This is a genomic window from Actinacidiphila glaucinigra (assembly GCF_035918135.1).
GTDB lineage: Bacteria > Actinomycetota > Actinomycetes > Streptomycetales > Streptomycetaceae > Actinacidiphila > Actinacidiphila glaucinigra.
The window spans coordinates 2,407,426-2,430,505 of sequence record NZ_CP109144.1 but is presented as its reverse complement, the minus strand read 5'-3'; the positions used below and the strand labels follow the sequence as shown (position 1 = coordinate 2,430,505).

The 23,080-nt window shown below is 74.4% G+C and carries 20 protein-coding genes; 9 read left to right on the top strand and 11 right to left on the bottom strand.

What is annotated here, in order from left to right; translation table 11 throughout:
• Nucleotides 1-40 precede the first annotated feature (40 nt).
• Nucleotides 41-1,393, bottom strand: a complete 1,353-nt coding sequence (fes, locus tag OIE69_RS10615) for an enterochelin esterase (RefSeq protein WP_326571713.1) — start codon at nt 1,391-1,393, stop codon at nt 41-43.
• Nucleotides 1,394-1,565: 172 nt separating this feature from the next.
• On the opposite strand from fes, the gene OIE69_RS10610 reads away from it, so the two are divergent.
• Nucleotides 1,566-3,491 (top strand): DUF5107 domain-containing protein, encoded by a 1,926-nt coding sequence (locus OIE69_RS10610; RefSeq protein WP_326571712.1) that lies wholly within the window; start codon nt 1,566-1,568, stop codon nt 3,489-3,491.
• 299 nt (nt 3,492-3,790) lie between these two features.
• Complete coding sequence (locus OIE69_RS10605; protein WP_326571711.1) at nt 3,791-4,267, top strand: SDR family NAD(P)-dependent oxidoreductase; 477 nt, start codon at nt 3,791-3,793, stop codon at nt 4,265-4,267.
• A 94-nt stretch (nt 4,268-4,361) separates the two neighbouring features.
• On the opposite strand, the gene OIE69_RS10600 is transcribed toward OIE69_RS10605, so the two are convergent.
• From OIE69_RS10600 to OIE69_RS10590, 3 genes are all read right to left on the bottom strand, one after another.
• Nucleotides 4,362-4,796, bottom strand: coding sequence for a VOC family protein (locus OIE69_RS10600; protein WP_326571710.1), 435 nt, complete (start codon nt 4,794-4,796; stop codon nt 4,362-4,364).
• A 148-nt stretch (nt 4,797-4,944) separates the two neighbouring features.
• The gene (locus OIE69_RS10595) at nt 4,945-5,472 is read right to left on the bottom strand and encodes a YbhB/YbcL family Raf kinase inhibitor-like protein (protein WP_326571709.1); all 528 of its coding nucleotides are present in this window, start codon (nt 5,470-5,472) and stop codon (nt 4,945-4,947) included.
• Nucleotides 5,473-5,491: 19 nt separating this feature from the next.
• Nucleotides 5,492-6,886: an NADP-dependent succinic semialdehyde dehydrogenase gene (locus tag OIE69_RS10590; RefSeq protein WP_326571708.1), complete on the bottom strand. Its 1,395-nt coding sequence runs from the start codon at nt 6,884-6,886 to the stop codon at nt 5,492-5,494.
• A gap of 470 nt (nt 6,887-7,356) precedes the next feature.
• Here OIE69_RS10590 and OIE69_RS10585 point away from each other — a divergent pair, with 470 nt between their 5' ends.
• Both OIE69_RS10585 and OIE69_RS10580 read left to right on the top strand, forming a co-directional pair.
• Nucleotides 7,357-8,409, top strand: coding sequence for an NAD(P)-dependent alcohol dehydrogenase (locus OIE69_RS10585; RefSeq protein WP_326571707.1), 1,053 nt, complete (start codon nt 7,357-7,359; stop codon nt 8,407-8,409).
• A gap of 257 nt (nt 8,410-8,666) precedes the next feature.
• The gene (locus tag OIE69_RS10580; RefSeq protein WP_089222759.1) at nt 8,667-9,080 is read left to right on the top strand and encodes an SseB family protein; all 414 of its coding nucleotides are present in this window, start codon (nt 8,667-8,669) and stop codon (nt 9,078-9,080) included.
• A gap of 73 nt (nt 9,081-9,153) precedes the next feature.
• Here the strand turns inward: OIE69_RS10580 and OIE69_RS10575 are convergent, their stop codons facing one another.
• Both OIE69_RS10575 and OIE69_RS10570 read right to left on the bottom strand, forming a co-directional pair.
• The gene (locus tag OIE69_RS10575) at nt 9,154-10,638 is read right to left on the bottom strand and encodes a bifunctional phosphatase PAP2/diacylglycerol kinase family protein (protein ID WP_326571706.1); all 1,485 of its coding nucleotides are present in this window, start codon (nt 10,636-10,638) and stop codon (nt 9,154-9,156) included.
• A 97-nt stretch (nt 10,639-10,735) separates the two neighbouring features.
• On the bottom strand, nt 10,736-11,116 hold the full coding sequence (locus tag OIE69_RS10570; protein WP_089222757.1) for a DUF2795 domain-containing protein: 381 nt from the start codon (nt 11,114-11,116) through the stop codon (nt 10,736-10,738).
• A gap of 153 nt (nt 11,117-11,269) precedes the next feature.
• Here OIE69_RS10570 and OIE69_RS10565 point away from each other — a divergent pair, with 153 nt between their 5' ends.
• A complete protein-coding gene (locus tag OIE69_RS10565) occupies nt 11,270-11,530 on the top strand; it encodes a DUF6158 family protein (protein WP_089222756.1) in 261 nt (86 codons plus the stop codon).
• Nucleotides 11,531-11,619: 89 nt separating this feature from the next.
• Here OIE69_RS10565 and OIE69_RS10560 read toward each other — a convergent pair whose 3' ends face one another.
• Complete coding sequence (locus tag OIE69_RS10560) at nt 11,620-11,781, bottom strand: hypothetical protein (protein WP_018560968.1); 162 nt, start codon at nt 11,779-11,781, stop codon at nt 11,620-11,622.
• 165 nt (nt 11,782-11,946) lie between these two features.
• Between OIE69_RS10560 and OIE69_RS10555 the strand changes: the two genes are divergently transcribed.
• The gene (locus tag OIE69_RS10555) at nt 11,947-13,182 is read left to right on the top strand and encodes an aminotransferase class I/II-fold pyridoxal phosphate-dependent enzyme (RefSeq protein WP_326571705.1); all 1,236 of its coding nucleotides are present in this window, start codon (nt 11,947-11,949) and stop codon (nt 13,180-13,182) included.
• Between the two features lie 605 nt (nt 13,183-13,787).
• On the opposite strand, the gene OIE69_RS10550 is transcribed toward OIE69_RS10555, so the two are convergent.
• Together OIE69_RS10550 and OIE69_RS10545 are read right to left on the bottom strand one after the other, a co-directional pair.
• Nucleotides 13,788-14,456 carry a DedA family protein gene (locus OIE69_RS10550; protein WP_326571704.1) on the bottom strand — a complete coding sequence of 223 codons (669 nt, stop codon included), beginning with the start codon at nt 14,454-14,456 and terminating at the stop codon, nt 13,788-13,790.
• Nucleotides 14,453-15,235 carry an MBL fold metallo-hydrolase gene (locus OIE69_RS10545; RefSeq protein ID WP_326571703.1) on the bottom strand — a complete coding sequence of 261 codons (783 nt, stop codon included), beginning with the start codon at nt 15,233-15,235 and terminating at the stop codon, nt 14,453-14,455. Before OIE69_RS10545 ends, OIE69_RS10550 begins: the two co-directional genes overlap by 4 nt.
• A 183-nt stretch (nt 15,236-15,418) precedes the next feature.
• Here OIE69_RS10545 and OIE69_RS10540 point away from each other — a divergent pair, with 183 nt between their 5' ends.
• Both OIE69_RS10540 and OIE69_RS10535 read left to right on the top strand, forming a co-directional pair.
• On the top strand, nt 15,419-17,632 hold the full coding sequence (locus OIE69_RS10540; protein WP_326571702.1) for a phage holin family protein: 2,214 nt from the start codon (nt 15,419-15,421) through the stop codon (nt 17,630-17,632).
• A 185-nt stretch (nt 17,633-17,817) separates the two neighbouring features.
• A complete protein-coding gene (locus OIE69_RS10535) occupies nt 17,818-18,249 on the top strand; it encodes a DUF7919 family protein (protein WP_326571701.1) in 432 nt (143 codons plus the stop codon).
• A 12-nt stretch (nt 18,250-18,261) separates the two neighbouring features.
• Here OIE69_RS10535 and OIE69_RS10530 read toward each other — a convergent pair whose 3' ends face one another.
• Together OIE69_RS10530 and OIE69_RS10525 are read right to left on the bottom strand one after the other, a co-directional pair.
• Nucleotides 18,262-19,365, bottom strand: coding sequence for a calcium:proton antiporter (locus OIE69_RS10530; RefSeq protein WP_326571700.1), 1,104 nt, complete (start codon nt 19,363-19,365; stop codon nt 18,262-18,264).
• A gap of 62 nt (nt 19,366-19,427) precedes the next feature.
• Nucleotides 19,428-21,812, bottom strand: coding sequence for a SpoIIE family protein phosphatase (locus OIE69_RS10525; RefSeq protein ID WP_326571699.1), 2,385 nt, complete (start codon nt 21,810-21,812; stop codon nt 19,428-19,430).
• Between the two features lie 135 nt (nt 21,813-21,947).
• On the opposite strand from OIE69_RS10525, the gene OIE69_RS10520 reads away from it, so the two are divergent.
• Nucleotides 21,948-22,958 carry a helix-turn-helix transcriptional regulator gene (locus OIE69_RS10520; protein ID WP_326571698.1) on the top strand — a complete coding sequence of 337 codons (1,011 nt, stop codon included), beginning with the start codon at nt 21,948-21,950 and terminating at the stop codon, nt 22,956-22,958.
• Nucleotides 22,959-23,080 lie beyond the last annotated feature (122 nt).

Here is a 23,080-nt window from a genome sequence, read left to right as displayed (position 1 = left end):
ACCCCCTCGGCCGCCATCGCCACCGCGCCGTGCCGCAGTGTCAGACCGGTTCGGTGTCGGCCGGGGCCGACACCCGAGGGCCACGGAGAGTGTCCGGGAAGGGACCGCGCAGCAGGGAGACGAGCCCGTGGGCGAGTTCCTCGCGCCAGCACAGGTAGTCGTGGCCGCCGTTGTACTCGTGGTGCGCCACTTCGTAGCCCTGGGCCAGCAGGGCGTCCCGCAGCCGGCGGACCGCGGCCGTCAGACCCCACTCCTGCAGGCCCGCCGACAGGTGGAAGCGGACCGGTCTTCGGGCGAGCGACGCCACGCGTCCGGTGAGCCACTCCTCGGGCAGCGCCTCCGCGCGGTGCCCGGCCGGCCACCAGAAGGCGCCGGACTGCGCGAGCACGTTCCCGAAGCGCTCCGGCCGCCGCAGCGCGGCGTACGCCGCGGCCAGTCCGCCGAGGCCCTGGCCGGCGACGACCGTGCGCGCCGGGTCGCCGCTGACCGGCCACCGACGGGCCGCCCAGGGCAGCAGTTCGCGGGTCAGGAAGGCCACGAAGCGGTCGTCGCAGGTGAGTTCGCGGCGCCGGGTGTCGCTGTCCAGCGCGTCCGGCATCAGCGCGACCAGCGGCGGCAGCGCACCGGCCGCCACGAGCCCGTCGAGCAGCGACGAGACGTCGAGGTGCTGCTGCCACACGTCCCCGTCGAGCAGCACCACCACCGGCAGCCCGGCCAGGTCCTCGTAGCCGGACGGCGTGTAGGCCCACACCCGGCGCCAGTTGCGCAGGTGCGCGCTGCGCATGGTGTGGACGGAGACCTCGCCCGCCGGCGGCCCCGGCCGGTCCCGCCACGCGCCGAGCGGCGCCGGGGCCGCGGGGAGGGCGACCACCGAGAGCGGCTCGGTGCCCCAACGGGTGGGGAACACGGTCCGGTTGAGGGGGTCGCGCCGCGGGTGTCGGCGCAGCCCGCGCAGGTAGGCCTGCCCCTTGGGCCCGGAGGGAGCCGCGGCGGCGCCCTCGCCCTCGTCCACGCACAGCGCGTACGTGGCGCGCCAGTCGGCGCGCATCCTTATCGTCCAGTGCCACACGTCCGTGCCCGGCACGCGCGACATCAGGTTGCCGGCCAGGTCGTCAGGGTCGAGTACCTGGTTGGGCAGGGCCAGCACGGCGCGCGTCGCGGCCGTTCCGCGCCAGAGGAAGGTGACCGCGGCGTGCCCGGGGTCGCCGTCCAGGCGCTCCACCAGGGGTGTCCCCTCGGCCTCCACGGCCCGCCAGAACTCCGCCTCGCGCCCGGGGCGGGCGGCCAGCGCCGCGAGCCGCGGACTGTGCGCGCGTTCGACGGGCGCGGGGCGCGGGACGCGGGGCGCGCGCGAGGGCGTGCCGTTCGGCGGGCTCCAGAGCGTGGACAGCATGATCGGCAAACCCTCCCGGACCCGTCCGACGGCAAAAGAAGGACAAAATGACGTTCACCATATATTGAAGTCCGCACGCGGCCCGGTCCATGAGGTCCAAATCCCTGACGGCGCGGGCCGATACGGGGTTCCATGTCCTCACCCGACCAGCGGGGACAGAGAGAGGGACCTCTTGGCCACCACCGTGCGACGCACCACCCTCACCCTCCCGGCCAGCCCGCTCGGCCCGGAGAACCCCCTGCCCGCGCTCAGGGCGCCCGGGGAGCCACACCTCCTCGACCCGGCCGAGAGCGCCGCGTTGCCGCCCGGCATGGCCGGGCGCATCGGCTACGGGCGACTGCGCACCCTGCTTCCCGTTCCGCGCCTCGACGGCTACACCCGCGAGCGCGTGCCCACCGCACTGGACGCGGTCGTCCTGGAGAACGACCGGCTGCGCGCCACGGTCCTGCCGGGGCTCGGCGGCCGCCTGTACGCGCTGCACCACAAGCCCTCGGGCCGCGAACTGCTGCACACCGACCCCGTCCTGCAGTACGCCGACTTCGGCCTCGCCGGTGCCTGGTTCTCCGGCGGCGTCGAATGGAATCCGGGCGCCACCGGGCACACCGCGCTCAGCTGCGCCCCGCTCCACGCCGCCCGTGTCCCGGCCCCCGACGGCGGGGAGATGCTCCGCCTCTGGGAGTGGGAGCGGCTGCGCGACCTGCCCTTCCAGATCGACCTGTGGCTCCCCGAGGGCTCCGACTTCCTCTACGCGGGGGTACGCGTCCGCAATCCTCACCACCGGACCGTTCCCCTCTACTGGTGGTCCAACACCGCCGTACCCCAGACACCTGGCACCCGCGTCGTCGCACCCGCCACCCACGCCTGGCACTTCGGCGCGTCGCGCACCCTCCAGCGGGTGCCCGTCCCCGAGGCGCCCACCGCCTCCGAGCACCCGGCCGACTGGTTCTACGACCTGCCCGACGGCACCCGCCCCTGGATCGCGGCCCTCGACGCCGACGGCCGCGGCCTCGTGCAGACATCCACCGACGCCCTCCGCGGCCGCAAGCTCTTCGTCTGGGGCCGGGGTTCCGGCGGACGCCGCTGGCAGCGCTGGCTCGCCGGGGACGAGGGCGACGGCCCCGGCTACCTGGAGATCCAGGCCGGACTCGCCCCCACCCAGCTCGAACACCTCCCCCTGGCCGCGGGCGCCGCCGTGAGCTGGCTGGAGGCGTACGGCCCGCTGGAGGCCGCCCCCGGCGCGGATTCGGGCGCCGTGGCGGAACGCCTGGAGGCGGTCCTGCCGCGCGAGCACCTGCGCGCCGCCCACGAGGCGTGGCTGCCCGCCGCCGACACCGAGCCCAAGGACGTCCTCGCCACCGGCTCCGGCTGGGGCGCGCTGGAGGTCACCCGCGGCCGGTTCGACCTGCCCGGTACGCCCTTCGCGCCCGACACCCTGGGCGAGCGCCAGAAGCCGTGGCTGGAACTCCTGCTCGCCGGGGTCTTCCCGAGACTCGGTGAGGACACCGTCCCCGGCCCGGTGCTCGTCTCCCCGGAGTGGCGGGAACTCCTGGAGACCGCGGGCACGTACGAGGGCAACGCATGGGCCCTGGACTACCATCTGGGCCTTGCCCAGTGGCACGCGGGCGACCGCGCGCAGGCCGTCCGCAGCTGGGAGCGGGCCGCCGCGGAATCGGGGTCGTGCCTTCCGCTGCGCTGCCTCGCCGTCGCCGACCAGAGCGACGGCAACCCCGAACGCGCAGCGCAGCGCTACCTCGACGCCTTCCGGGCCGTCCCCGGAGGGGAGGCCTGGGCCACCGCCGCAGCGGCCCTGGCCCGCGAGGCCGTGCCGGCGCTCCTGGCCGCCCGCCGACCCGGCGACGCCGCCGCCGTCCTCGACGCCCTGCCCGGGACCACCCGCGAGCGCGGGCGCTTCCGGCTGCTGCACGCCCAAGTCCTGCTGGCCGCAGGGGACACCGCGGGCGCGCGGGCCGTCTTCGAGGAGGGCTTCACCGTCGACGACCTGCGGGAGGGCGAGGAGTCGCTGCACACGACCTGGCGCGCCCTCACCGACGAGCCACTGCCCAAGGGCTACGACTTCCGCATGGCGCCGACGCCCTGAAAAACCGTTCGCCCGCGGCGCGGGGCATCCCGGCACAGTGGTGCGATCCACGCACCACCACGAGGGGGAACCCGATGTCGACGCTGCGCGTCACGGCCGAACGGCGCACCGTCCACGACCCCCCGAACGCGGACGCCCTCTAGGCCCGCCGCCGGTCCGCGCCCGTTCTTCGGCGCGGTACGGCATCCTTCGGATGCGAGCCGTGTCCAGAGGCGTCGCCTGTTCGGGCGGACGTTTTCTAGTTGCTCGTTGCCGCCAAAGCCTCCACTCCCGCGCGCAGGAAGGTCATGGCGGCGACGATGTCGTCGCGTGTGGGTGCGGCGCCGAGGGACGAACAGAGCGCGGCTGCGGCAGCGGCCGTCATACGGGCGTCCCGTTCGTCGGGCGGCGAGTCCGCGGGCGCACGCCAGTACTCCCACAACACCGCGTACGGCGTGGGCAAGGCCGCTCTCGACAAGATGACGGCCGATATGGCGGTGGAGTTGCGCCCGCGGGGCGTGTCCGTGGTGTCGGTGTGGCCCGGACTCGTCAGGACCGAGTTGGTCGACGCCGCCGTACGCAGAGCGGGCAACGACCGTTCCGAGATCGAGCTGCCCGGAGAGGGCAGGTTCGACGTCAGCGGGGCGGAGTCGCCCCGCTTCGTCGGGCGTGCCGTGACAGCGCTGGCCACCGACCCGGCAGTTCGCGACCGCTCGGGATCCGCGGTCTCCACGAGCGACCTCGCGCACCGCTACGGCTTCACCGACGTGAACGGCGCGTTGCCGGCCGGCGCGTAGAGCGCCGGTGATGCGAGGTGCTTCGCGTCCGCCCGCCGACTCGACATCCACCGTGCCGAGTCGGTGGTTGACGGCAAGTCGTCGCAGTCGGCCCTCAGTCCAGGGCGAGGAACTCGAGTTGGAGGTTGTCGGGGTCGCGGAACACCACGGTCGAGTAGGCGAAGGGTTCCGTCTCGTCCCGGACGGGTGTGTGCGCGATGCCCAGCTCGTCGAGCCAGGACATCCAGGACTCGAGGTCGGCTCGGGAGCCGACCTGGAACGAGATGTGGTCCAGCCCGGTCCGGGATTCGAGGAAGCCCTCGTGCTGGTTGCCCGTGTTCTTGTGCAACCCGATCACGAGGCCGGAATCGGGGGTGATCAGCAGGACCCCGTACCCGGTCGATTCGCGGTAGAGGTGGTTGAACTTGTAGTCGACGCGTTCGGCGCTGAACAGCCGTTGGTACCAGTCCAGGCTGTCCTCCAGGTTGGACACGGTGAAGGAGAGGTGGTGGACCCCGGTGATCCTGGGGCCGGCGATGACCTGGGCCATGACGTACCTCCGGTGGTGAGTGGTTGGCGCCCGCCGGCGTGCCACCGGTCAGGTGAGGGCCTTGAGGAGCTCTTGGGTGAGGGGGCCCCGACCCGGGCCTCTCGCCCGGCGAGCACGGTGACCGGCCGAGGCCGGACGTCCGGCCTGCTCACCGCTCGAAGGTGCCGTACATGGTCGCCCGGGCGATCGCGTGCGTGAACAGCTGGAACTCCATGAGGGCGGGGGCCGTCGTCCCGGACACGTCCAGCTTCTCCACGTCGACGGCGTGCACCACGAGGAAGTAGCGGTCCGGACCGTTGCCCGGGGGCGTCGCCGGACCGAGGTACCTTCTGTAGCCGGCGTCGTTGGGCAGCGTCACCGCTCCGCCCGGCAGCTCGCTTCCGTCTCCGGCCCCGGCCGGCAGGTCGGTCACGGAGGCGGGGAGGTTGGCCACGGCCCAGTGCCAGAAGCCGGAGGCGGTGGGCACGTCGGGGTCGAACATGGCGACCGTGAAGCTGCGGGTCCCTTCGGGGAAGCCGGACCAGCTCAGCTGCGGTGAGACGTCCGATCCGCCCGCTCCCAGGATGCCGCTCACGTGCTCGCGCGCCAGTTGTTCGCCGCCGGCCAGGGACTGCGAGGTCAGCGAGAAACCCGGGATCGTCGGCATGAAGTCGTAGGGACCATAGGGCTTGATCACGGCGGTACCTCGCTTTGGGCTACGACGTGCCGTCCGCGTTCTCGCCGATCCAGACGGTCTTGGCGTTCATGAACTCGCGCATGCCCAGGTCCGACAGTTCGCGTCCGTACCCGCTGCGCTTCACGCCGCCGAAGGGGATCTCCGGGTAGCTGGTCGTGTTGCCGTTGATGAAGGCCATGCCCGACTGCACGTCCCGTACGAACAGCGCCCGCTCCGCCTCGTCCTCGCTCCACAGGTTGGAACCCAGCCCGTACGGGTGGCCGTTGGCGATCCGGAGCGCCTCCTCCAGCGAGGACACCGTCCAGACCTGTGCCACCGGGCCGAAGACCTCCTCGTGGAACATGTTCATGTCGGGAGAGATGTCCGTCAGCACCGTGGGAGGGTAGAACCAGCCGGGCCGGTCCGGCCGTTCCCCGCCCACCAGCACCGTCGCCCCCTTGCTCACGGCATCCTCCACGTAGGCCTCCACGTCACGGCGGCCGGACTCGGTGGCCAGCGGCCCGACGTCCGTCCCGTCGTCCATCGGGTCCCCCACGACCAGCGCGCCCATCTTCGCCACGAACATCCCGATGAAGGCCTCCGCGACGTCGGCGTGGACGAAGAACCGCTTGCCGTTGATGCACGACTGCCCGTTGTTGAGGCATCGTGCCCCGACCGCGGCGTCGGTGGCCCGCTCCAGGTCCGTGGACGGCATCACGATGAAGGGGTCGGAACCGCCGAGTTCGAGGACCACCTTCTTGATCTCGTCCCCGGCGATGGCGGCCACCGACCGTCCCGCGGGTTCGCTGCCGGTGAGCGTCGCGGCCGCCAGGCGCTCGTCCCGCAGCACCTGCTCGACCCGTCCGGAGGAGATCAGCAGGGTCTGGAACACGTCGTCCGGGAAGCCCGCGTCACGGAACAACTGCTCCATGTACAGGGCGGTCCGCGGCACGTTGGAGGCGTGCTTGAGCAGGCCCACGTTGCCCGCCATCAGCGCGGGGGCGGCGAACCGCATGGCCTGCCACAGCGGGAAGTTCCACGGCATCACGGCGAGGACGACACCGAGCGGCTGGTAGGTGACGTACGTCTGGCGCGCGCCGACGCCGGGGCCGTCACCGGGCCGGTCCCGCAGGAACGCGGGAGCCTCGGCGGCATAGAAGCGCAGCCCGCGGACGCACTTGACCACTTCCTCCCTGGCTGCCCGGAGCGTCTTTCCCATCTCCGTGGTGAGCAGCCGGGCGACGGAGTCGGTCTCCTTCTCCAGGTGGGCGGCGGCCTGTTCGACCCATCCCGCCCGCTGCTCCGGGGTCGTCAGGCGGTACGACGCGGCCGCGGCGGCCGCCCGGGCCAGTTTGTCCTCGAGTTCCTCGGGGGTGAGCTCGTCGAACCGCTCGAGGACCTCGCCGGTCACGGGGCTGATCGTTGCGATGGCCATGCCTTCACGCTATGACCGGCGATTCCGACCGGCAATTCAGGCCGCGCCTCAGGGCAGCCGACGTCGAAGGCGTCAACGCCCGCTGCCGTGGCGTCCCCGGCACGGACGGCAACCCGCCCGCTGCGACGGCACGGAAGAGGGGACCGCAGCCACTCCGTCCGGCGCCGCACTCGCACCGGTCAACCGTAGGTCCCGGTGGGGCGCCGGGCCACGGCGCTTCCGCTCCCGCCCGGAGGGCGCGAAGTAATACGCACATTCAACCGAGTTACGAAAAGTGACGGGACGGCGACGGCTCGCGCTGTCCCGCCCGCGGCTCCGGATGCGCGGCACCGGCAAGCGCAGGACCCTGGAAATGTCCGATGCGGCGGCCACGTCGCCGGTGCGGCATCCGAACTCGTCACGCCGCACCGGCGCACAGTGCTGTTCGCCAACTAGAGCGAGGCACCCCCATGCAGATGCAAGCAGCTCGGATGCACGGATACAAAGAGCCCCTGCGAATCGAGGAGGTTCCCGTTCCCGCTCCAGCGCCGGACGAGATCCTGCTGAAGGTCGCAGCGACGGGCATGTGCCGCAGCGACTACCAGCTCCTCAACGGCTACTTCGAGGTTCCGTTCCCCGTGGACCTGCCCTACATTCCCGGCCACGAGGTGACCGGCCGGGTGGCCGGCCTGGGCAGCGCCGTACCGAAGACGGTGGGCTACGCCGAGGGCGACATGGTCGTGGTCAACCCCAGTTGGGGCGACGGCACCTGCCGTCAGTGCCGGGAGGGCAACGAACAGTTGTGCAGCGGCAACGGCAGGTGGGTGGGCTTCGGTCCTCCCGGAGGCTTCGCCGAGTACATGGCCGTGGAATGCCGCCATGCGATCCCCGTATCGGAGAACGCGGCGAAGGCGCCTGAGCTCCTCGCCCCGATGACGGACGCGGGCATGACCCCGTACCGCGGGATGCGCAAGCTCCGGGACACCGGCAAGCTCGGCCCCGGCCGTACCGTCGCCGTCACCGGCATCGGAGGCCTGGGCAGCTACGCGGTCCAGTACGCGAAGCTCCTCGGAGGCGGAGCGACCGTGGTGGCGCTCGCCCGTAAGGACGGCAAGCTGGACGTGGCGAAGGAGAACGGTGCCGACTACGGGATCAACGTGCGCGACAAGTCCACCGAGGCCATCCAGGACGAGCTGGAACAGCTCACCGGCCGCAGGACGGTCGACGCCATCCTGGACTGCGTGGGCAGCAACGCGTCCATCTCGATGGGGTTCGACCTGCTGGGACCCGAGGGTGTGCTGGCGGCCGTCGGCCTCATGAGCCACCACGTGGAGCACAAGCAGTTCCCCTTCGTGGGGACGGAGCTGACCTACATGGGTTCCTTCTGGGGCAACCACCTGGACCTGGTCGAGGTGCTCTCCCTCGCCGAAGCCGGCCTCGTCAAGCACAACGTCACCAAGGTCGGGCTCGAGGACATCAACGACAACCTCGATGCCCTCGGCCGCGGCGACGTGGTCGGGCGCCAGGTCGTCGTCTTCGACTGACGAACGCAAGATCTTCGGCGTCCTTGCCGACCAGGGGTGCGGTTCTCCGGCCAGTCGTCGACACCCGACACCCCCTTCCGGAAGTCGGCCCCACCACCCCGGATCCGGCACCCGCACGACACGCCACTCGTCCACGTGGGCCCCGCAAGGGCGGCACCGAGTACGAGTGACTCCCGCCGAACGCGCATGACCGTTCCCTCGCTGGGTACGCGCGGCCCCGAGCCACCCCGTACGCAAGCAACGGAAAGGGAACGGCCATGACCGATTTCACCACTCCGAACGGTGCGCAGCCCCCGGCGCAGCGAGCCCTGCACGAGATCGCCACCGGTGGTGACAACGCGGCCGCGCTGAGCACCCTGGCGGCCAGCGACATCCTGCTGCCGGTGCCTGCGCCGCCGGAGGAGCCCGCGGGGGACGGGGCGGAGCAGGAGACGATCAGCCTGCCGGTCTTCGAGCAGGAGGACGGGACGAAGCTGGTCCCGGTCTTCACGTCGGAGGTGCGCCTGGCGCACGCCCTGCCCAACGCACGGGGCTACCGCATCCTGCCCCTCGCGGCGCTGAGCAGCGGCTGGCCGTCGGACGACCTCACGCTCGCGATAGACGCGGGGTCGCCGGACACCCTCACCATCAAGGGCGAGGGCGTCCGGGCGCTGGCGGGACTGTCGGGCTGACGGCGGTCCGCCCGCCCGCACGTGCGAAGCGGGCCGCGCCCCTGGGGAGCGCGGCCCGCTTCGTGTGTCCGGGTCAGAGCGGCCGGTAGACGGTCAGGGCCTCGTTGGCCTTGTCGATGACCAGCTCCCGCGGCGCGGGCGCCACCTCGCCGTCGAAGGCCAGGCGGATGCCGGGGTCCACACCGCCGATCCGCAGCCGCCGCAGCAGCGCCGTCGTCGAGCCCGTGAGGGCGGCCGCGAGCAGGCGGGTGCGGGCGTACGGGCTGCCGGGGACGATGCGGACGTCGAGCTGCCCGTCGGACAGGGCCCGGCGCCGCAGCGGCGCCGGGCCGATGCTGCGGTAGGCGCCGTTGCCGGCGAACAGCATCCACACCGAGTGCCGCCGCCCGTTGATCTCGAGGTCGATCGGGGCGGAGGTGCGCAGCACGTGCAGGGCGGCCAGCACCCCCGCGGGCCAGCTGCCCACGCGCCGCGACCAGCGTTCGCGGTAGCGGACGAGGTCGGGGTAGACGCCGATGCTGAAGGTGTTGAGGAAGACCGTGGACTCCGCGGACCCGGCCTCCTTGCCCGCGGCGTCGCCGGTCGGGGTGACCCGTGCGACGTCGACGGCGATGGCGGTGCCCTCCCGGACCGCCCGCGCGGCGTCGTCGATGCTCTCGATCGACAGGTCGAGCGCGAAGTGGTTGTACGTGCCGCCGGGGGAGACGAGCAGCGGCACGCCGTGCCGCAGCGCGATCGACGCGGCCAGGCTGACGCTGCCGTCCCCGCCGTGGATGCCGAGCGCGCCGCCGGCCTCCGCTGCCTGCTGGGCGGCCTTCTCCAGCATCTCGGCGAGGTCGTCGTCCTCGGAGCACTCCTCGACCACGGCCTCCGGCAGCGCGCCGCGCAGCCGTTCTGCCGGCTGGCCGAGCAGCGGCGGCGGGCCGGAGACCTCGTTGACCACCGCGAACAGTCCGCGGCCGTCCGGCAGGGCCGGTGCGTCGGCCCGGGGGGTCGGGGGCACCGCCAGCTGCCGTCCGGTCGGCACGAGGCCGCGTACGGCCAGGGCCGCACCCGCGCCGAGGGCCATCCCGGCGGCGACGTCGCTGGGGTAGTGCACGCCCGTGTAGATCCGGGAGAACGCCACCGACCAGGCGACCGGCAGCACCGCGGCGCCCCAGCGGGGCGATTCCAGGGCGACGCCCGCGGCGAACGCGGCGGCCGACGCGGCATGGCCGGACGGGAAGGACGTCGTGCCGGGCTGCCGCGACAGACGGCGTATCACGGGCACGGAGTCGAGGACCGGGCGGTTGCGGCGCACCGCGCCCTTGCCGATGGTGTTGACCACTGCCGACGCCACCGCCAGCGACCCGGCGCCGCGCAGGGCGGCGCGGCGGCCGGTGCGGCCGCCGACGGCCGCGATGCCGGCCGCGACCCCGAACCAGAGCAGCCCGTGGTTCGCGGCCCTGCTGAGCCGGGGCAGCACCGGCTCGGCGGCCGGCCACGAACGGGTCGCCACGTTCAGGAACAGTTCCTTGTCCCATGCGCTCAGGATCCGGCGCACAACGACTACCTCCATGATCGATCGATTCCCGGGCGGTGCGGGCGGTGCGGTGCGGTCCGGGGCCGCGGTCGGGTGCGGCCGCGCGGGGCCGGAGGACCGGCCCCGCGGCCCGTCAGGCCTCCGGGCGCATGCCCAGGGTCCGGACGACTTCCTGGACGTTGGCGTACCGCCGGTTGTCGCCGGGGAGTCCGTCCACCAGGTCGGTCAGGGGGTCCGGCGCGTGCCGGTCGCGCAGGGCGCGCAGCAGGTCGCCGCGCCGCGCGGGGAACGGCTGCCGGGTCAGGTGCCGGGCGAGCTCGAACCGCACCGCCGTGCCCTCGGGGGCACCGGCCCAGGCCGGTCCCGTGCCGACCTCGGGGTCGTCGTCGGCGGCGGGTTCGGGGTCGTGCCACTCCTCGACCCGGGTGGAGTGCCCGGAGCGCAGCATCTCGCGCAGCTCGTGCTTCATCTCGTCGTCACGGTGGACGCTCAGACGGTCGCTTCCTCGTTGCACGGTGGCTCCTTTCCTCAGGGGTCAGGTCTCTCCATCGTCTACCCGGACCAGGGGTCCGATGCCTGTCGAATGCCCGCAGAAGTGGATGAATCCCCGCACCGGGGGTACCAAACGGGCGAGGTGACCGGGAGGCGAAAGGAAGGTGCGCGCCCCATGAGCCGCTACCCCGGCGGGGTCGACCCCGCAGACCTGGACGAACGACAACTGGTGCAGGAACTGGAGTCGGTCCACCGGACCCGCCACGAGACGCTGCTCTACGGCTCCGGCGCGGCCCTCGACGCCCACAACTCGCGGATGGCGGCCCTGGAGGGCGAGTACCTGCGCCGTCATCCCCAGCGGATGGTCTCCTCCGGCCGTACCCGGGCCGGGGCGAGGGCCCGGACGCTGCGGATGCCGGTCCAGGCCCAGCAATAGCGAACCGGGCGGCGAACACCCGCGCATGCGGGCCGCGCGGCCGCCCGACGGCCGCCGCACGCCCCGCGTTCCGCTCGCGGTTCCGTGCACTACCACCGGTACCAGCGCGAGCCGCCGGAACCGCTTCGTGCGACGAATCCGAGCAGCCACAGCACCAGGACGACCAGGGCGACCCACCAGAGGATCTTGACGGCGAAACCCGCGCCGAAAAGGACGAGGGCGAGCAGCAGAACGAGTAGCAACGGGACCATGGGAACACCTCCTCGATTCCGGTTGCCCCGGAATCCCGGCGGCACGCAGAGGAAATGCGCGCGCCCCGGCGGCGGGGGTGCGGAGCGCGTGCCAGGGTGGCGTGGGCCGGGTCCGCGGGCCCGGTCACCGACCCCGCCGGTCACCCGATCCCACCGGAGGCACGGATGCAGCGGACCTCACCGTCGGCCCCGGCCGGGCGACTCGCGCGCAGCGGCGGCAGGCCGGACCCCGGGTTGCCGGTACCCCGGTACTGGGCGGAGGGCCTGTCGGCCGGGATGCCGGGCGGTGCCGCACCGGAGCCGCCCGGGGGCGGCGAGGCGGTGCGTAGGGCCGCGGCGGGCTACTGGGAACGCCGCGGGCTCGCCACGTCCGCCGCCGGCGCCGTTGCCGCGCCGGGCGCGGAGCCCCTGCTGCTGGCGCTGCTCGCGGCGGTGGACGGTGACGTCGTGCTCGCCAGGCCCGCCGCCGCCTGGCAGGCGCCGCTGGTGCGGACCCTCGGCCGCCGCATCACGACGGTGCAGACCCCCGCGGTCGGTGGCGGCGCCCCCGACCCCTTCGCCCTGCTGGAAGCGGTCCGCCGGGCCCGCGCGGAGGGCGCCGACCCGCGGGTCCTGCTCATGGCGGCCGCCGACGACCCCAGCGGGACGGTGACGCCCCCGGAACTGCTGCACGAGGTGTGCGAGGCGACCGAGCAGTGCGGGCTCCTCCTGGTCTCCGACGAGACGTACGCCGACACCGTGCACCGTCCGCACGAGACCGTGCTGCTCACCCCCGCCGAGACGCTGCCGGGCCGGACGGTCGTGCTCACCGACCTGTGCGCGGCCCTGGTGCCGCCGTCCTGGCCAGTGGCGATCGCCCGCTTCCCGGCCACCGCGGAGGGTGCGCGACTGCGCGCCGCCGTGGCGGACCACTGCGCGGGGCTGCGCGCGGTGCTCCCGGAGCCGGTGGCCGCCGCGGCCGCCCTCGCGCTCGCCGAGGGCGACGAGGTCAGGGCCCACCTCGACGCGGCGAGCCGTCTGCACGCCGCCCTCGGCGCCGCCACGTACCGAGCGGTCACCCGGGCCGGCGCCCTGAGCCGCCCGCCCGAGGCGGGCTTCCACCTCTACGCCGACCTCGGCCCCCTGCGGCACGCCCTGGCAGCCGCAGGCGTCACGGACGCCCCGACCCTGGAGACCGCGCTGTCCACCCTGCTCGGCCGCCCCGCCCCCGGCGGCCACCGCTTCGGCGACGACCCCTCCGCGCTCCACGTCCGCATCGACACCGGGCCCCTCCATGGCGCGGACGACGCCATGCGCCGTGCCGCCCTCGAGGCCCGGGATCCGATCGAACTGCCCCATGTCGCCGCGGCGTTGTCCGGCCTGGAGGCCGCGATCGCCGGCCTGGCCACGGGCGCCGCCTGACCCGGGGTCTTCGCCGGCGGACACGGCCCGCCGGCCTGACGACGAGCGGCGTCCGAGCCGTGTGCGGGTGCTGCTGTCGGTGGGTGGGACGAGGCGCCTGCCGGCGCAGGTTGCGGGGGCCGCACGGGCGTCGTGCCTTGCCCGGCGCCGGGCGTCCGCTCGTCCGGGCGCGCCCGTGTCCGTGCCGTACCCGGGCGTGTTGCCGTCGGCGTCGGACAGCCCCGCGGCAGAACCACGGCGGCCTCAGTGCCGCCGGGCTGTCCGACCTGACGGCGGCGAGGGCCCGCCGCGTGTGCCCTCGGTGGGGTTCAGTGAAGTGGGTCCCCTGGTGGCTGGGGGCGGGGTGAGGCGCTTCCGCGTACCCGCGATGAGTGGTCGCCACCGTGCCGGTGCCTGCGCTCACTTGGCCGTCGGCGATGGTGCGCGCGCAGATGGCGCGGCCGGTGGCTGACCGGGTGCCCGTGCGCCGGGCGTTGTCCTGCGTCGGATCCACGCGGGTTCGGCGCTCGTGGCCGTCGTCGCGAAGGCATGGGCGCCGCCACTGGGCCGCACCGGGTCCGCGGGCGGGGGCAGGCCCGGCTCGGAGCGCCCCCGCCGCGAGGCGCTCAGTGGCCGGGGTGTTCCGCCGCGGTGTCGTCGGGGGTGGTGGGGCCGGAGGCGGAGCCGCGGAGGCGGCGCCGCAGATGGGGCGCGGAGGCGATGAGCAGGGTGAGGGCGACGGCGAGCAGGACGCCCTGCCACGGCTCGGGGAAGAGGGTGCCGCCGAGGATGCCGATGAGCTGGTAGGCCGCCGCCCAGGCCAGGCAGGCCGGGACGTCGCCACGCGCGAAGCGGCGGACCGGCATCTCGGCGAGCAGGCAGGCGACCATCACCGGGATGCGGCCGGCGGGTATGAGGCGGGACAGGACCAGGACGGTCACGCCGTGCTCGTCGAGCCGGCGTTGCGCGTCGGCGAGGTGCGCGGGGTCGGCGCGCTCCTGCAACCGCCGCATCCAGCGCGAGCCGTTGCGCGAGCGTACGCCGCGGTGGCCGAGCAGGTAGAGGCCCATGTCGCCGAGGAAGGCGGCGCAGGAGGCGATGACGAAGACCAGGGCCAGGGAGAAGGGGGCGGTCTGGTGGAAGGCGACGACGGCGGCGCTGCTGACGAGCGCGCCGGTGGGCACGACCGGTACGAGCGAACCGAGCACGACCAGCAGGAAGAGCGAGGGGTAGCCGACCGCCTGGCCGGTGGACTGGGAGGAGGTCTGCTCCGCGAGCAGGGTGAGTCCGCTCATCTGGCGGCCTCCAGCAGCATGCTCTCCCCGTGCTCCAGCCGGTGCACCGCCACCGCGGGTGCCAGCTGCCCGGCGAGCCGGACGAACTCCTCGCCCGGGGAGTGGAATTCGTGCGGGCGGACGGCGTCCATGCCGATCGGCCAGTACGTGCCGTAGTGGATGGGCACGGCGGCGCGCGGGGCGAGCCGCTCCAGGGCCTGGGCGGCGCGCGCCGCGTCGAGGTGGCCGGTGCCGAGGAACGGTCCCCAGCCGCCGACCGGCAGCAGCGCGGCGTCGCAGGGGCCGACCTCGTCCGCCATCCCGTCGAACAGCCCGGTGTCCCCGGCGAAGTACGTTCGTTCCTCGCCCACCAGCACGTAGCCCAGCGCGGGGGAGCGGCGCGGCCCGTACGGCAGCCGCCGTCCGTCGTGCGCGGCGCTCACCACGCGTACCGTCAGCGCGTCCACCTTCACCTCGTCACCGGGGGCGACCTCGGTCAGGTCCAGTCGCCGGTCGGCGGCGAGCCGCCGCAGCCGGGGCACCGCGGCGGGGGCACCGCGCGGCACCAGTACCCGGGTACCCCGGGAGAGCCGGGCCAGCGAGCCGGTGTGCAGATGGTCGGCGTGCAGGTGGGAGACGACGGCGACGTCCGCCAGCGCGGCGCCCGGCGGCGGTACCGCGCCGCGCCGCCTGCGCAGGTGGGCCAGGCGCGGGGCGAACAGCGGATCGGTGAGCACCCGCACCCCCGAGTCCCGCACGGTCACCGTCGCGTGTCCCCACCAGGTGATCTCGACCGCCACTCGTGCCTCCTCGTCTCGCCCCGAGCCTATGCTCCGGCGTGCCCGACGTGTGCCCCCGGTGCGCCGCGGAGCGCAGGGGAGACTGTGACAGTCTGGGGGTATTCGTGTTCAGGGCCGTGGACGGACATGGGTCGCGGACGGACCTGGCGGACGGCGGCAGGCGTGAGGAGACGTGAGGAGAGGGTGGGCGTGCTGCGTCGGTGGCGGGCCGCCGGGGGCGCGATCGTCCGCGTGCTGGTCGTGTGGGCGGTGTCGACGGCGACGATGGCCGTGCTCGCCGGGATCCTGCCCGACTTCCGCATCCAGTCGCCCACCGGCGACAGCCCCACCCGCATCGCGGTGACGGCGGCGGCCGCCGCCGGTGCCTTCGGTCTGCTGAGCGCGCTGGTCTGGCCGGTGCTGGTGCGGGCCGTGCTGCTGGTGCCCGCGCTGGTGCTGGGCCTGCTGGTGTTCTTCCTCAACGGCTCGCTGCTGCTGCTCGCGCTCCGCTTCACCCCCGACTGGCAGGGCGACATCGCACCCGCCACGGCCGTGGTGATCGCCGCCGTGATGTCGGCGGCCTCGTCCGCGACGAGCACGACGCTCGCCATGCGCGACGACGCGGCGTACGGCCGCCGCCTGGCGCGCCTGGCGGGCCGGCGCAGGGGTGCGGGGAACGACACGGACCGCGCGGACGGCACGCGCGAGCCGGGCTTCGTCTTCGTCCAGCTGGACGGTGTCGGGCACGACGTGCTGCGCGAGGCCGTACGTCCGGGCACGCGCAAGGGACGTCTGCGCCGGCCCGCGATGGAGACCGTCGCCGAATGGCTCGACGGCAGCCACCGCCTGGTGCCGTGGACGACCGACTGGAGCAGCCAGACCGGCGCCAGCCAGCTGGCCATCCTCCACGGCAGCAACGAGGACGTGCCGGCGTTCCGCTGGTACGAGAAGGAGACCGGGCAGGTCATGGTCTGCAACCGGCCTTCCTGCGCCGCCGAGCTGGAGCGCCGCGCGGTCGCCCGCACCGGGCGGGCCGGGCTGCTGGCTCCGGACGGCGCGAGCCGGGGCAACCTGTTCAGCGGCGGCGCCGGGCAACTGGCGCTGGTGATGTCCGTGTCGACCCGCCGCCGGCGCTTCTCCGCGGACCGGCTGGCGATGGCCCGGCTGCGGTCCCGGGCGGTCGGCGCCCCGGAGGGCGGCGATCCCGCGGCCGTGCTCGCCCGGGTCAGCGCCACGCGCTCCCGGACCGGCTACTTCGCGTACTTCTCCGACCCGGCGAACGCCGTGCGCACCGCCGCATCCTTCTTCGCGGAGGTCGTCCGCGAGGTCACCGAGTCCGTCTCCGCGCGGCTGCGCCACGAGCGTCCGCGGGTGCGGCGCGGCGGGCTCTACCCCTTTCTGCGGGCCTTCGCCACCGTCGTCGAGCGCGACGTCGCGGTGGCGGCCGTCGTCGGCGACATGCTCGCCGGACGCGGCGCCGTCTACGCCGACCTGGTCGCGTACGACGAGGTCGCGCACCATTCCGGGCCGCGCAGCCGGGACGCGATGCGGGTGCTGCGGCGCCTGGACCGCGCCATCCGGCTGATCGCCGACGCTTCCCGGTACGCGCCGCGGCCCTACCGGATCGTGCTGCTCTCCGACCACGGCCAGAGCCACGGCGAGACCTTCGAGACCGCGTACGGGCTGACCCTGAGGGACCTGGTGCGGGCGGGCTGCGGGCTGCCGGTGCGCCGCCGCGCCCGGGGCACGGCCAGCGGCGCCGAGGCGCGCGCGGCGGCCCGTGCGGCACTGCACCGCCCGGAGCACGGGGGCCGCGCGGGCGAGGAGCAGGAGACGGCCGGGCCGTCCTCGGAACCGGTGGTGCTGGCCTCGGGGAACCTGGCGCTGATCTCCTTTCCGGACCTCCCGGGGCGCGCGGACCGGCAGGGCGTCGAGGCCCGCCACCCGGCCCTGCTGCGGACGCTGGCCGAGCACCCGGGCATCGGCTTCGTGCTGGTCCTGGACCGGGAGCGTGGCCCGCTCGTGCTGGGCGGGGACGGCGGCGAGCACGAGCTGGAGACGGGCCGGGTCACCGGCCGCGACCCGCTGGCGCCGTTCGGGCCGGGCGCGGCGGCCGCCGTACTGCGCACCGCCCGCTTCCCGCACGCCGCCGACATCATGGTCAACTCCGCGTACGACCCGGTCACCCGGGCCGTGCACGCCTTCGAGGAGCAGGTGGGCTCGCACGGCGGCCTGGGCGGCGACCAGAGCCGCGCCTTCCTGCTGCACCCCTTCGACCTGGACGGGCCGGACCCGCTGGAACGGCTGGTCGGCGCGGGGGCCGTGCACGAGCTGCTGGCCGGCTGGCTCGGCCGCAAGCCCGTGGCCGAGGCGCCCCCGGTCGAGGACGGGAAGGACGAGCAGCCGGTCGCCGGCTGACGGCGCCGCGTACGGGACTGGTGTCCGGCGCCGGTCCCCTTCGGGTGGGTTCACCGTCCGCCGGGGGCGCGCCGCCGGGTTCCCGCCACGTACGGGTGATTGACCTACGGGCCCCGCTGCTGGACGCTTGCCCGCGATTGATCGAACGGTGCGCGCGGGCGGGTCCGCGGGCGGGAGAGGCTGCGATGCCGTACTACGAGGACCTGAGTCCGTACGCGTACTTCACAGAAACGATTCCGCCGGATGTCTCCGCCCATGCGGTCGGCTGGCTGGACCCCGCCCACCCCTTCCCGCAGGCCGAGCCCTCCGCCGAGTTCGCCGACCGCCTCTTCGCCCTGTGCCGCGACCACCTGTGCGCCATCACCCACGGCTGGTACGGCTGCATGCTGTGCCGCCGCAGGCTGATCGGCGGCGGCCGCTTCAACCCGGTGAGCGTGTCCCGCGGCGGCGAGCGGATCCTCGTGGGCCACGGCGAGGTACGGGTGGAGGGCGGCGCCGGCACCTGGCTGATCGCGCCCGACCTGGTCGTCCACTACGTGCTGGCCCACCGCTACGCCCCGCCGGAGCCCTTCGTCGAGGCCGTCCTGGCCGGTCGCGTCGTCGCCGGCTGCCGGTAGTCCCCCGTCCCCTCACGGGCTGATCGCGAGCACCACGTACGCCGCCAGCAGCGACAGGTGCACCGCGCCCTGCAGGGGGGTGGCGCGTCCCGGTATCACCGTCAGGGTGCCGACGGCGACGGTGATCGCCAGCAGCACCATGTGCGTCGAGCCCAGCCCCAGCAGCAGCGGGCCGGACATCCAGAGCGACGCCACCGCGACCGCCGGGATGGTCAGCCCGATGCTCGCCATCGCCGAGCCGAGCGCCAGGTTGAGGCTGGTCTGCACACGGTCGCGGGCGGCCGCGCGGACCGCGGCGATGGTCTCGGGCAGCAGCACCAGCAGGGCGATGACGACGCCGACGAAGGAGGACGGCAGACCGGCGGACTGCACGCCCTGCTCGATCGTCGGCGACTCCACCTTGGCCAGCCCCACGACCGCGATCAGCGCCACCGCCAGCAGCGCCAGACTGAACAGCGCGGCGCGGGAGGTCGGCGGGACGGAGTCGTCCTCCGAGACGTCGATCACCTCGCCGCCCGGCTTGACCGGCAGGAAGTACGCCCGGTGCCGCACCGTCTGCGTCGCCACGAACAGGCCGTACAGCACCAGCGACGCCAGGGCGGCGAAGGTGAGCTGGGCGGTGGAGAACCGCGGGCCCGGGGTGCTGGTGGTGAACGTCGGCAGCACCAGGCTCAGGGTGGCCAGCGTCGCCACCGTCGCCAGGGAGGCACCCGTCCCCTCCGGGTTGAAGACCGCCACCCGCCGGCGCAGCGCCCCCACCAGCAGGCAGAGCCCCATGATGCCGTTGCAGGTGATCATGACCGCCGCGAAGACGGTGTCGCGGGCCAGGCCGGCGCTCTTCGGGCCGCCGTCCGCCGTCAGGGTGAGGATCAGGGCCACCTCGATCACGGTCACCGCCACCGCGAGCACGAGCGCGCCGTAGGGCTCGCCCACCCGGTGCGCCACCACCTCCGCGTGGTGGACGGCGGCGAGCACCGCGACGGCCAGGAAGACCGCGACGACCACGACCACCGGCACCGGCAGCACGCGCCCCCACGTCAGGGCCAGCAGGACCACCGAGAACACCGGGACGAGGACCGTCCAGTGCAGGGCGGCCACGGGGAAGCGAGCGGTCATGCATCCGAGACTGACAGCTCGTCAGGGTCGGCGCGACGCGGGGAACCCGGACGTGCCGCCGCTCATCGCCCGGCCGGGGGAAACGCCTGTTCGGCCCAGATGGTCTTGCCCGCGGAGGTCTGCCGGGTGCCCCAGGCCTGACTCAACTGCGCGACCAGCAGCAGGCCGCGGCCGCCCTCGTCGTCGGACAGGGCACGGCGCAGGTGCGGGGCGGTGCTGCTGCCGTCGGAGACCTCGCAGATCAGGGTGCGGTCGCGGATGAGCCGCAGCTGGATCGGCGGGGTGCCGTACCGGATCGCGTTGGTGACCAGCTCGCTCACCACCAGCTCGGTGACGAACACCGCCTCCTCCATGCCCCAGGCGAGCAGCCGTTCCGCCACCGCCTGCCGGGCGTCCGCGACGTGCGCGGGGTCGTCGGGCACGTCCCACATCGCGACCTGGCCGTCGTCGAGCGCCCGGGTACGGGCGAGCAGCAGCGCGACGTCGTCGACCGGGCGGTCCGACGGGAGGGTCTTCAGGACGGTGTCGCAGGCCGCCTCGATCGTCGGGGCGGGGGCGCTCAGCGCGGAGCGCAGCCGCGCCAGGCCGGCGTCCAGGTCGAAGTCCCGGCTCTTGATCAGGCCGTCGGTGTAGAGCGCCAGCAGGCTGCCCTCCGGCAGCTCCAGCTCGACCGCCTCGAACGGCAGCCCCCCGACGCCCAGCGGCGGTCCCGCGGACACCGGGACCATCTCGACCCGGCCGTCGGGGAAGCGCACGGCGGGCGCCGGATGCCCGGCGCTGGCGAGGGTGCAGCGCCGCGCGATGGGGTCGTACACGGCGACCAGGCAGGTCGCCCCCAGCTCGCCGCTGGTCTCGGCGGGTGTCACCTCCCGGCCCCGGCCGTCCTCGGGATCGAGGTGCGTGACGAGGTCGTCGAGATGGGTGAGCAGCTCGTCCGGTGCCAGGTCCACGTCCGCGAGGGTGCGCACCGCCGTCCGCAGCCGTCCCATCGTCGCCGAGGCGTGGATGCCGTGGCCCACGACGTCGCCCACGACCAGGCCCACCCTCGTGCCGGACAGCGGGATGACGTCGAACCAGTCGCCGCCGACCCCCGCCCGGGCCCCGGCCGGCAGGTAGCGCGAGGCCACCTCCACCGCGGCCTGCTCGCGCAGCCGCAGTGGCAGCAGACTGCGCTGGAGGGTCAGCGCCGTGGAGTGCTCCCGTGTGTAGCGGCGCGCGTTGTCGACGCACACCGCGGCCCGTCCGGCGAGCTCCTCGGTCAGCGTCAGGTCGTCCTCGGTGAACTGCTCCGGACGCGCCCAGCGGATGAACACCGCCACGCCGAGTGTGATGCCGCGCGCCCGCAACGGGACCGCCAGCACCGAATGGATGCCGTACTCCTGGACCTTGGCGTCCCGCAGGCTGTTCTGCGCCAGCCACAGCGTGAAGTCCGGGTGCCCCAGCCGGCTGAGCACGGGCCGGCCGGTGGCCAGGGCCCGGGACGGCGGGGAGAACTCCGGGTAGACGTCGAGTTCGCCGAGGTCGACGGCCGCGTCCGGGGCGCGGCCCGACGCGGTGCGGTGGGCGACCCGGCGCAGCTCCACCCCGCGGCCGGGCGGACCCGGCGGGGGCTCCTCGCCGTGCAGCACGGAGTCCAGCAGGTCCACGCTGGCGAAGTCGGCGAAGCGCGGCACGGCCAGCTCCGCGAGCTCGTCGGCGGTGTGCACCACGTCCAGCGTGGTGCCGAGCCGCGCGCCGGCCTCGTTCAGCAGGGCCAGCCGCCGGCGCCCCCGGAACTGCTCCGTGCTGTCGAACGCCGCGCTCGCCACGCCGTGGATCCGGCCCTCCGGGTCCCGCACCGGCCACATTTCGGTGCTCCACGCCCGCTCGCCTCCCGCGGCACCCTCGGCGGACGGGGTCTCGTAGTGCGCCGCCCGGCCGGTCTCCGCGACCCGCCGCAGGTGCTCGTTGAAACCACGCCGCCCCTCGTCGTCCAGGAGCGGCCCGGAGAAGGGCCGGCCGCTCAGGTCCGCCGCGGGGACGCCGATCATCCCTGCCGCGGTGTCGTTGACCCGGCGGTAGCGCAGACCGGTGTCGTAGGTGGCCATGGCGACGGACGACTGCTGGAAGGCCCACAGCAGGAGCGCCGTGTCCGAGTCGACGGGCGCGGCGGTGACGACGCAGCCGGCGGGCCGGCCGTCGGCGTCCATCGCGGGGGAGACGCGTACGTCGAGTTCGAGTTCCCGCCCGTCCCGCCGGCGCGCCCGCACCCGGCCGCGCCACTCGCGGTCCACCGGGACCGCCCCCTCGTCCGCACCGAGCGCCTCGGCGACCGGACGTCCCACCGCTTCCGCCGCCGACCGCCCGAGCAGCCATCCCGCCCCCGCGCTCCATCCCGTGACCACCCCCCGCACGCTGACGGTGACCACGGCCGTGGCAGCCGGGTCATCGGGGTCACTCGTGTTCATCGTCGGCGATCACACACCCGTCGCAGTCCCTACCTCCCCAGGGTGCGCGCTCCGCCGGACACCATCAAATCGGCCGCGGCCGCCCCACGCCCCGCCCCGAGGCCACTGTCGGTGGCGGCGGCGATACTGGCCGCCATGCGCGCGAGCCGGCTGGTCTCCCTCCTCCTGCTCCTCCAGTCACGCGGCCGGATGACCGCCGCGGAGCTGGCGGAGGAGCTGGAGGTGTCCGTACGCACCGTCTACCGGGACGTCCAGTCGCTGCACGAGGCGGGCATCCCGCTGTACGGCGACGCCGGGCACGAGGGCGGCTACCGGCTCCTCGACGGGTACCGCACCCGGCTGACGGGCCTGACCGCCGACGAGACGCAGGCCTGGTTCCTGGCCGCGCTCCCCGATCCGGCCGCGCAGCTGGGGCTCGGCGAGGCCGCGGCGGCGGCCCGGCTGAAGATCAGCGCCGCGTTGCCGCCGGCGCTGCGGGAGCGGGCGGAGCGGGTGCGCGAGCGGTTCCTGCTGGACGCGCCCGGCTGGTACGGCTCCGACGAGCAGGTGCCGCATCTGCCCGTCGTCGCCGACGCCGTGTGGAACCGGCAGGCGGTCCGGGTGCGCTACCGCCGGTGGCGGGAGCCCGCCGAGACCGATCGCAGACTGGAGCCGTACGGCCTGGTGCTCAAGGCGGGCCGCTGGTACGTGGTGGCCCACGACGGCCGCGAGCGGCGCACGTACCGTGTGGACCAGATGCTCGAGGTGTGCGTCCTCGACGAGACGTTCGCGGCCCCGCCCGGCTTCGACCTCGCCGCGTACTGGCGGGAGTACCTCGCCGGATTCCACGCTCGGCTCCACCGGGAGCAGGCGCTGATCCGGCTGTCGCCGCGCGGTGTCGAGCGGCTGCCCGCCCTGCTGTCGCGCGCCGTGGCGCGGGCGGTGGCCGAGGACGGCGAGCGGGAGCCGGACGGCTGGGTCCGCGCCCGCGTGCCCATCGAGTCGGTCGCGCACGCGCACGGCGAGTTCCTCAGGCTCGGCGCGGACCTGGAAGTCCTGGCGCCGGGTCCGCTGCGGGAGTTGCTGACGGAGTCGGCGCGGGCGCTGGCCGCGCTCTACGCGCCGCCGCGAGCCACACCGCCGCCCCCGCGGACGCCACCGCGCTGAGACCGGCTACCACCGCGAAGCCGGTCGGCACCCCGGCGCGGGTCGTCACCGCCGAGGTCCCGAGCATCACGGCCACGGTCGCGGCCAGCCCGTAGGCGTTCGCCGTCCCGAAGGCCCGCCCC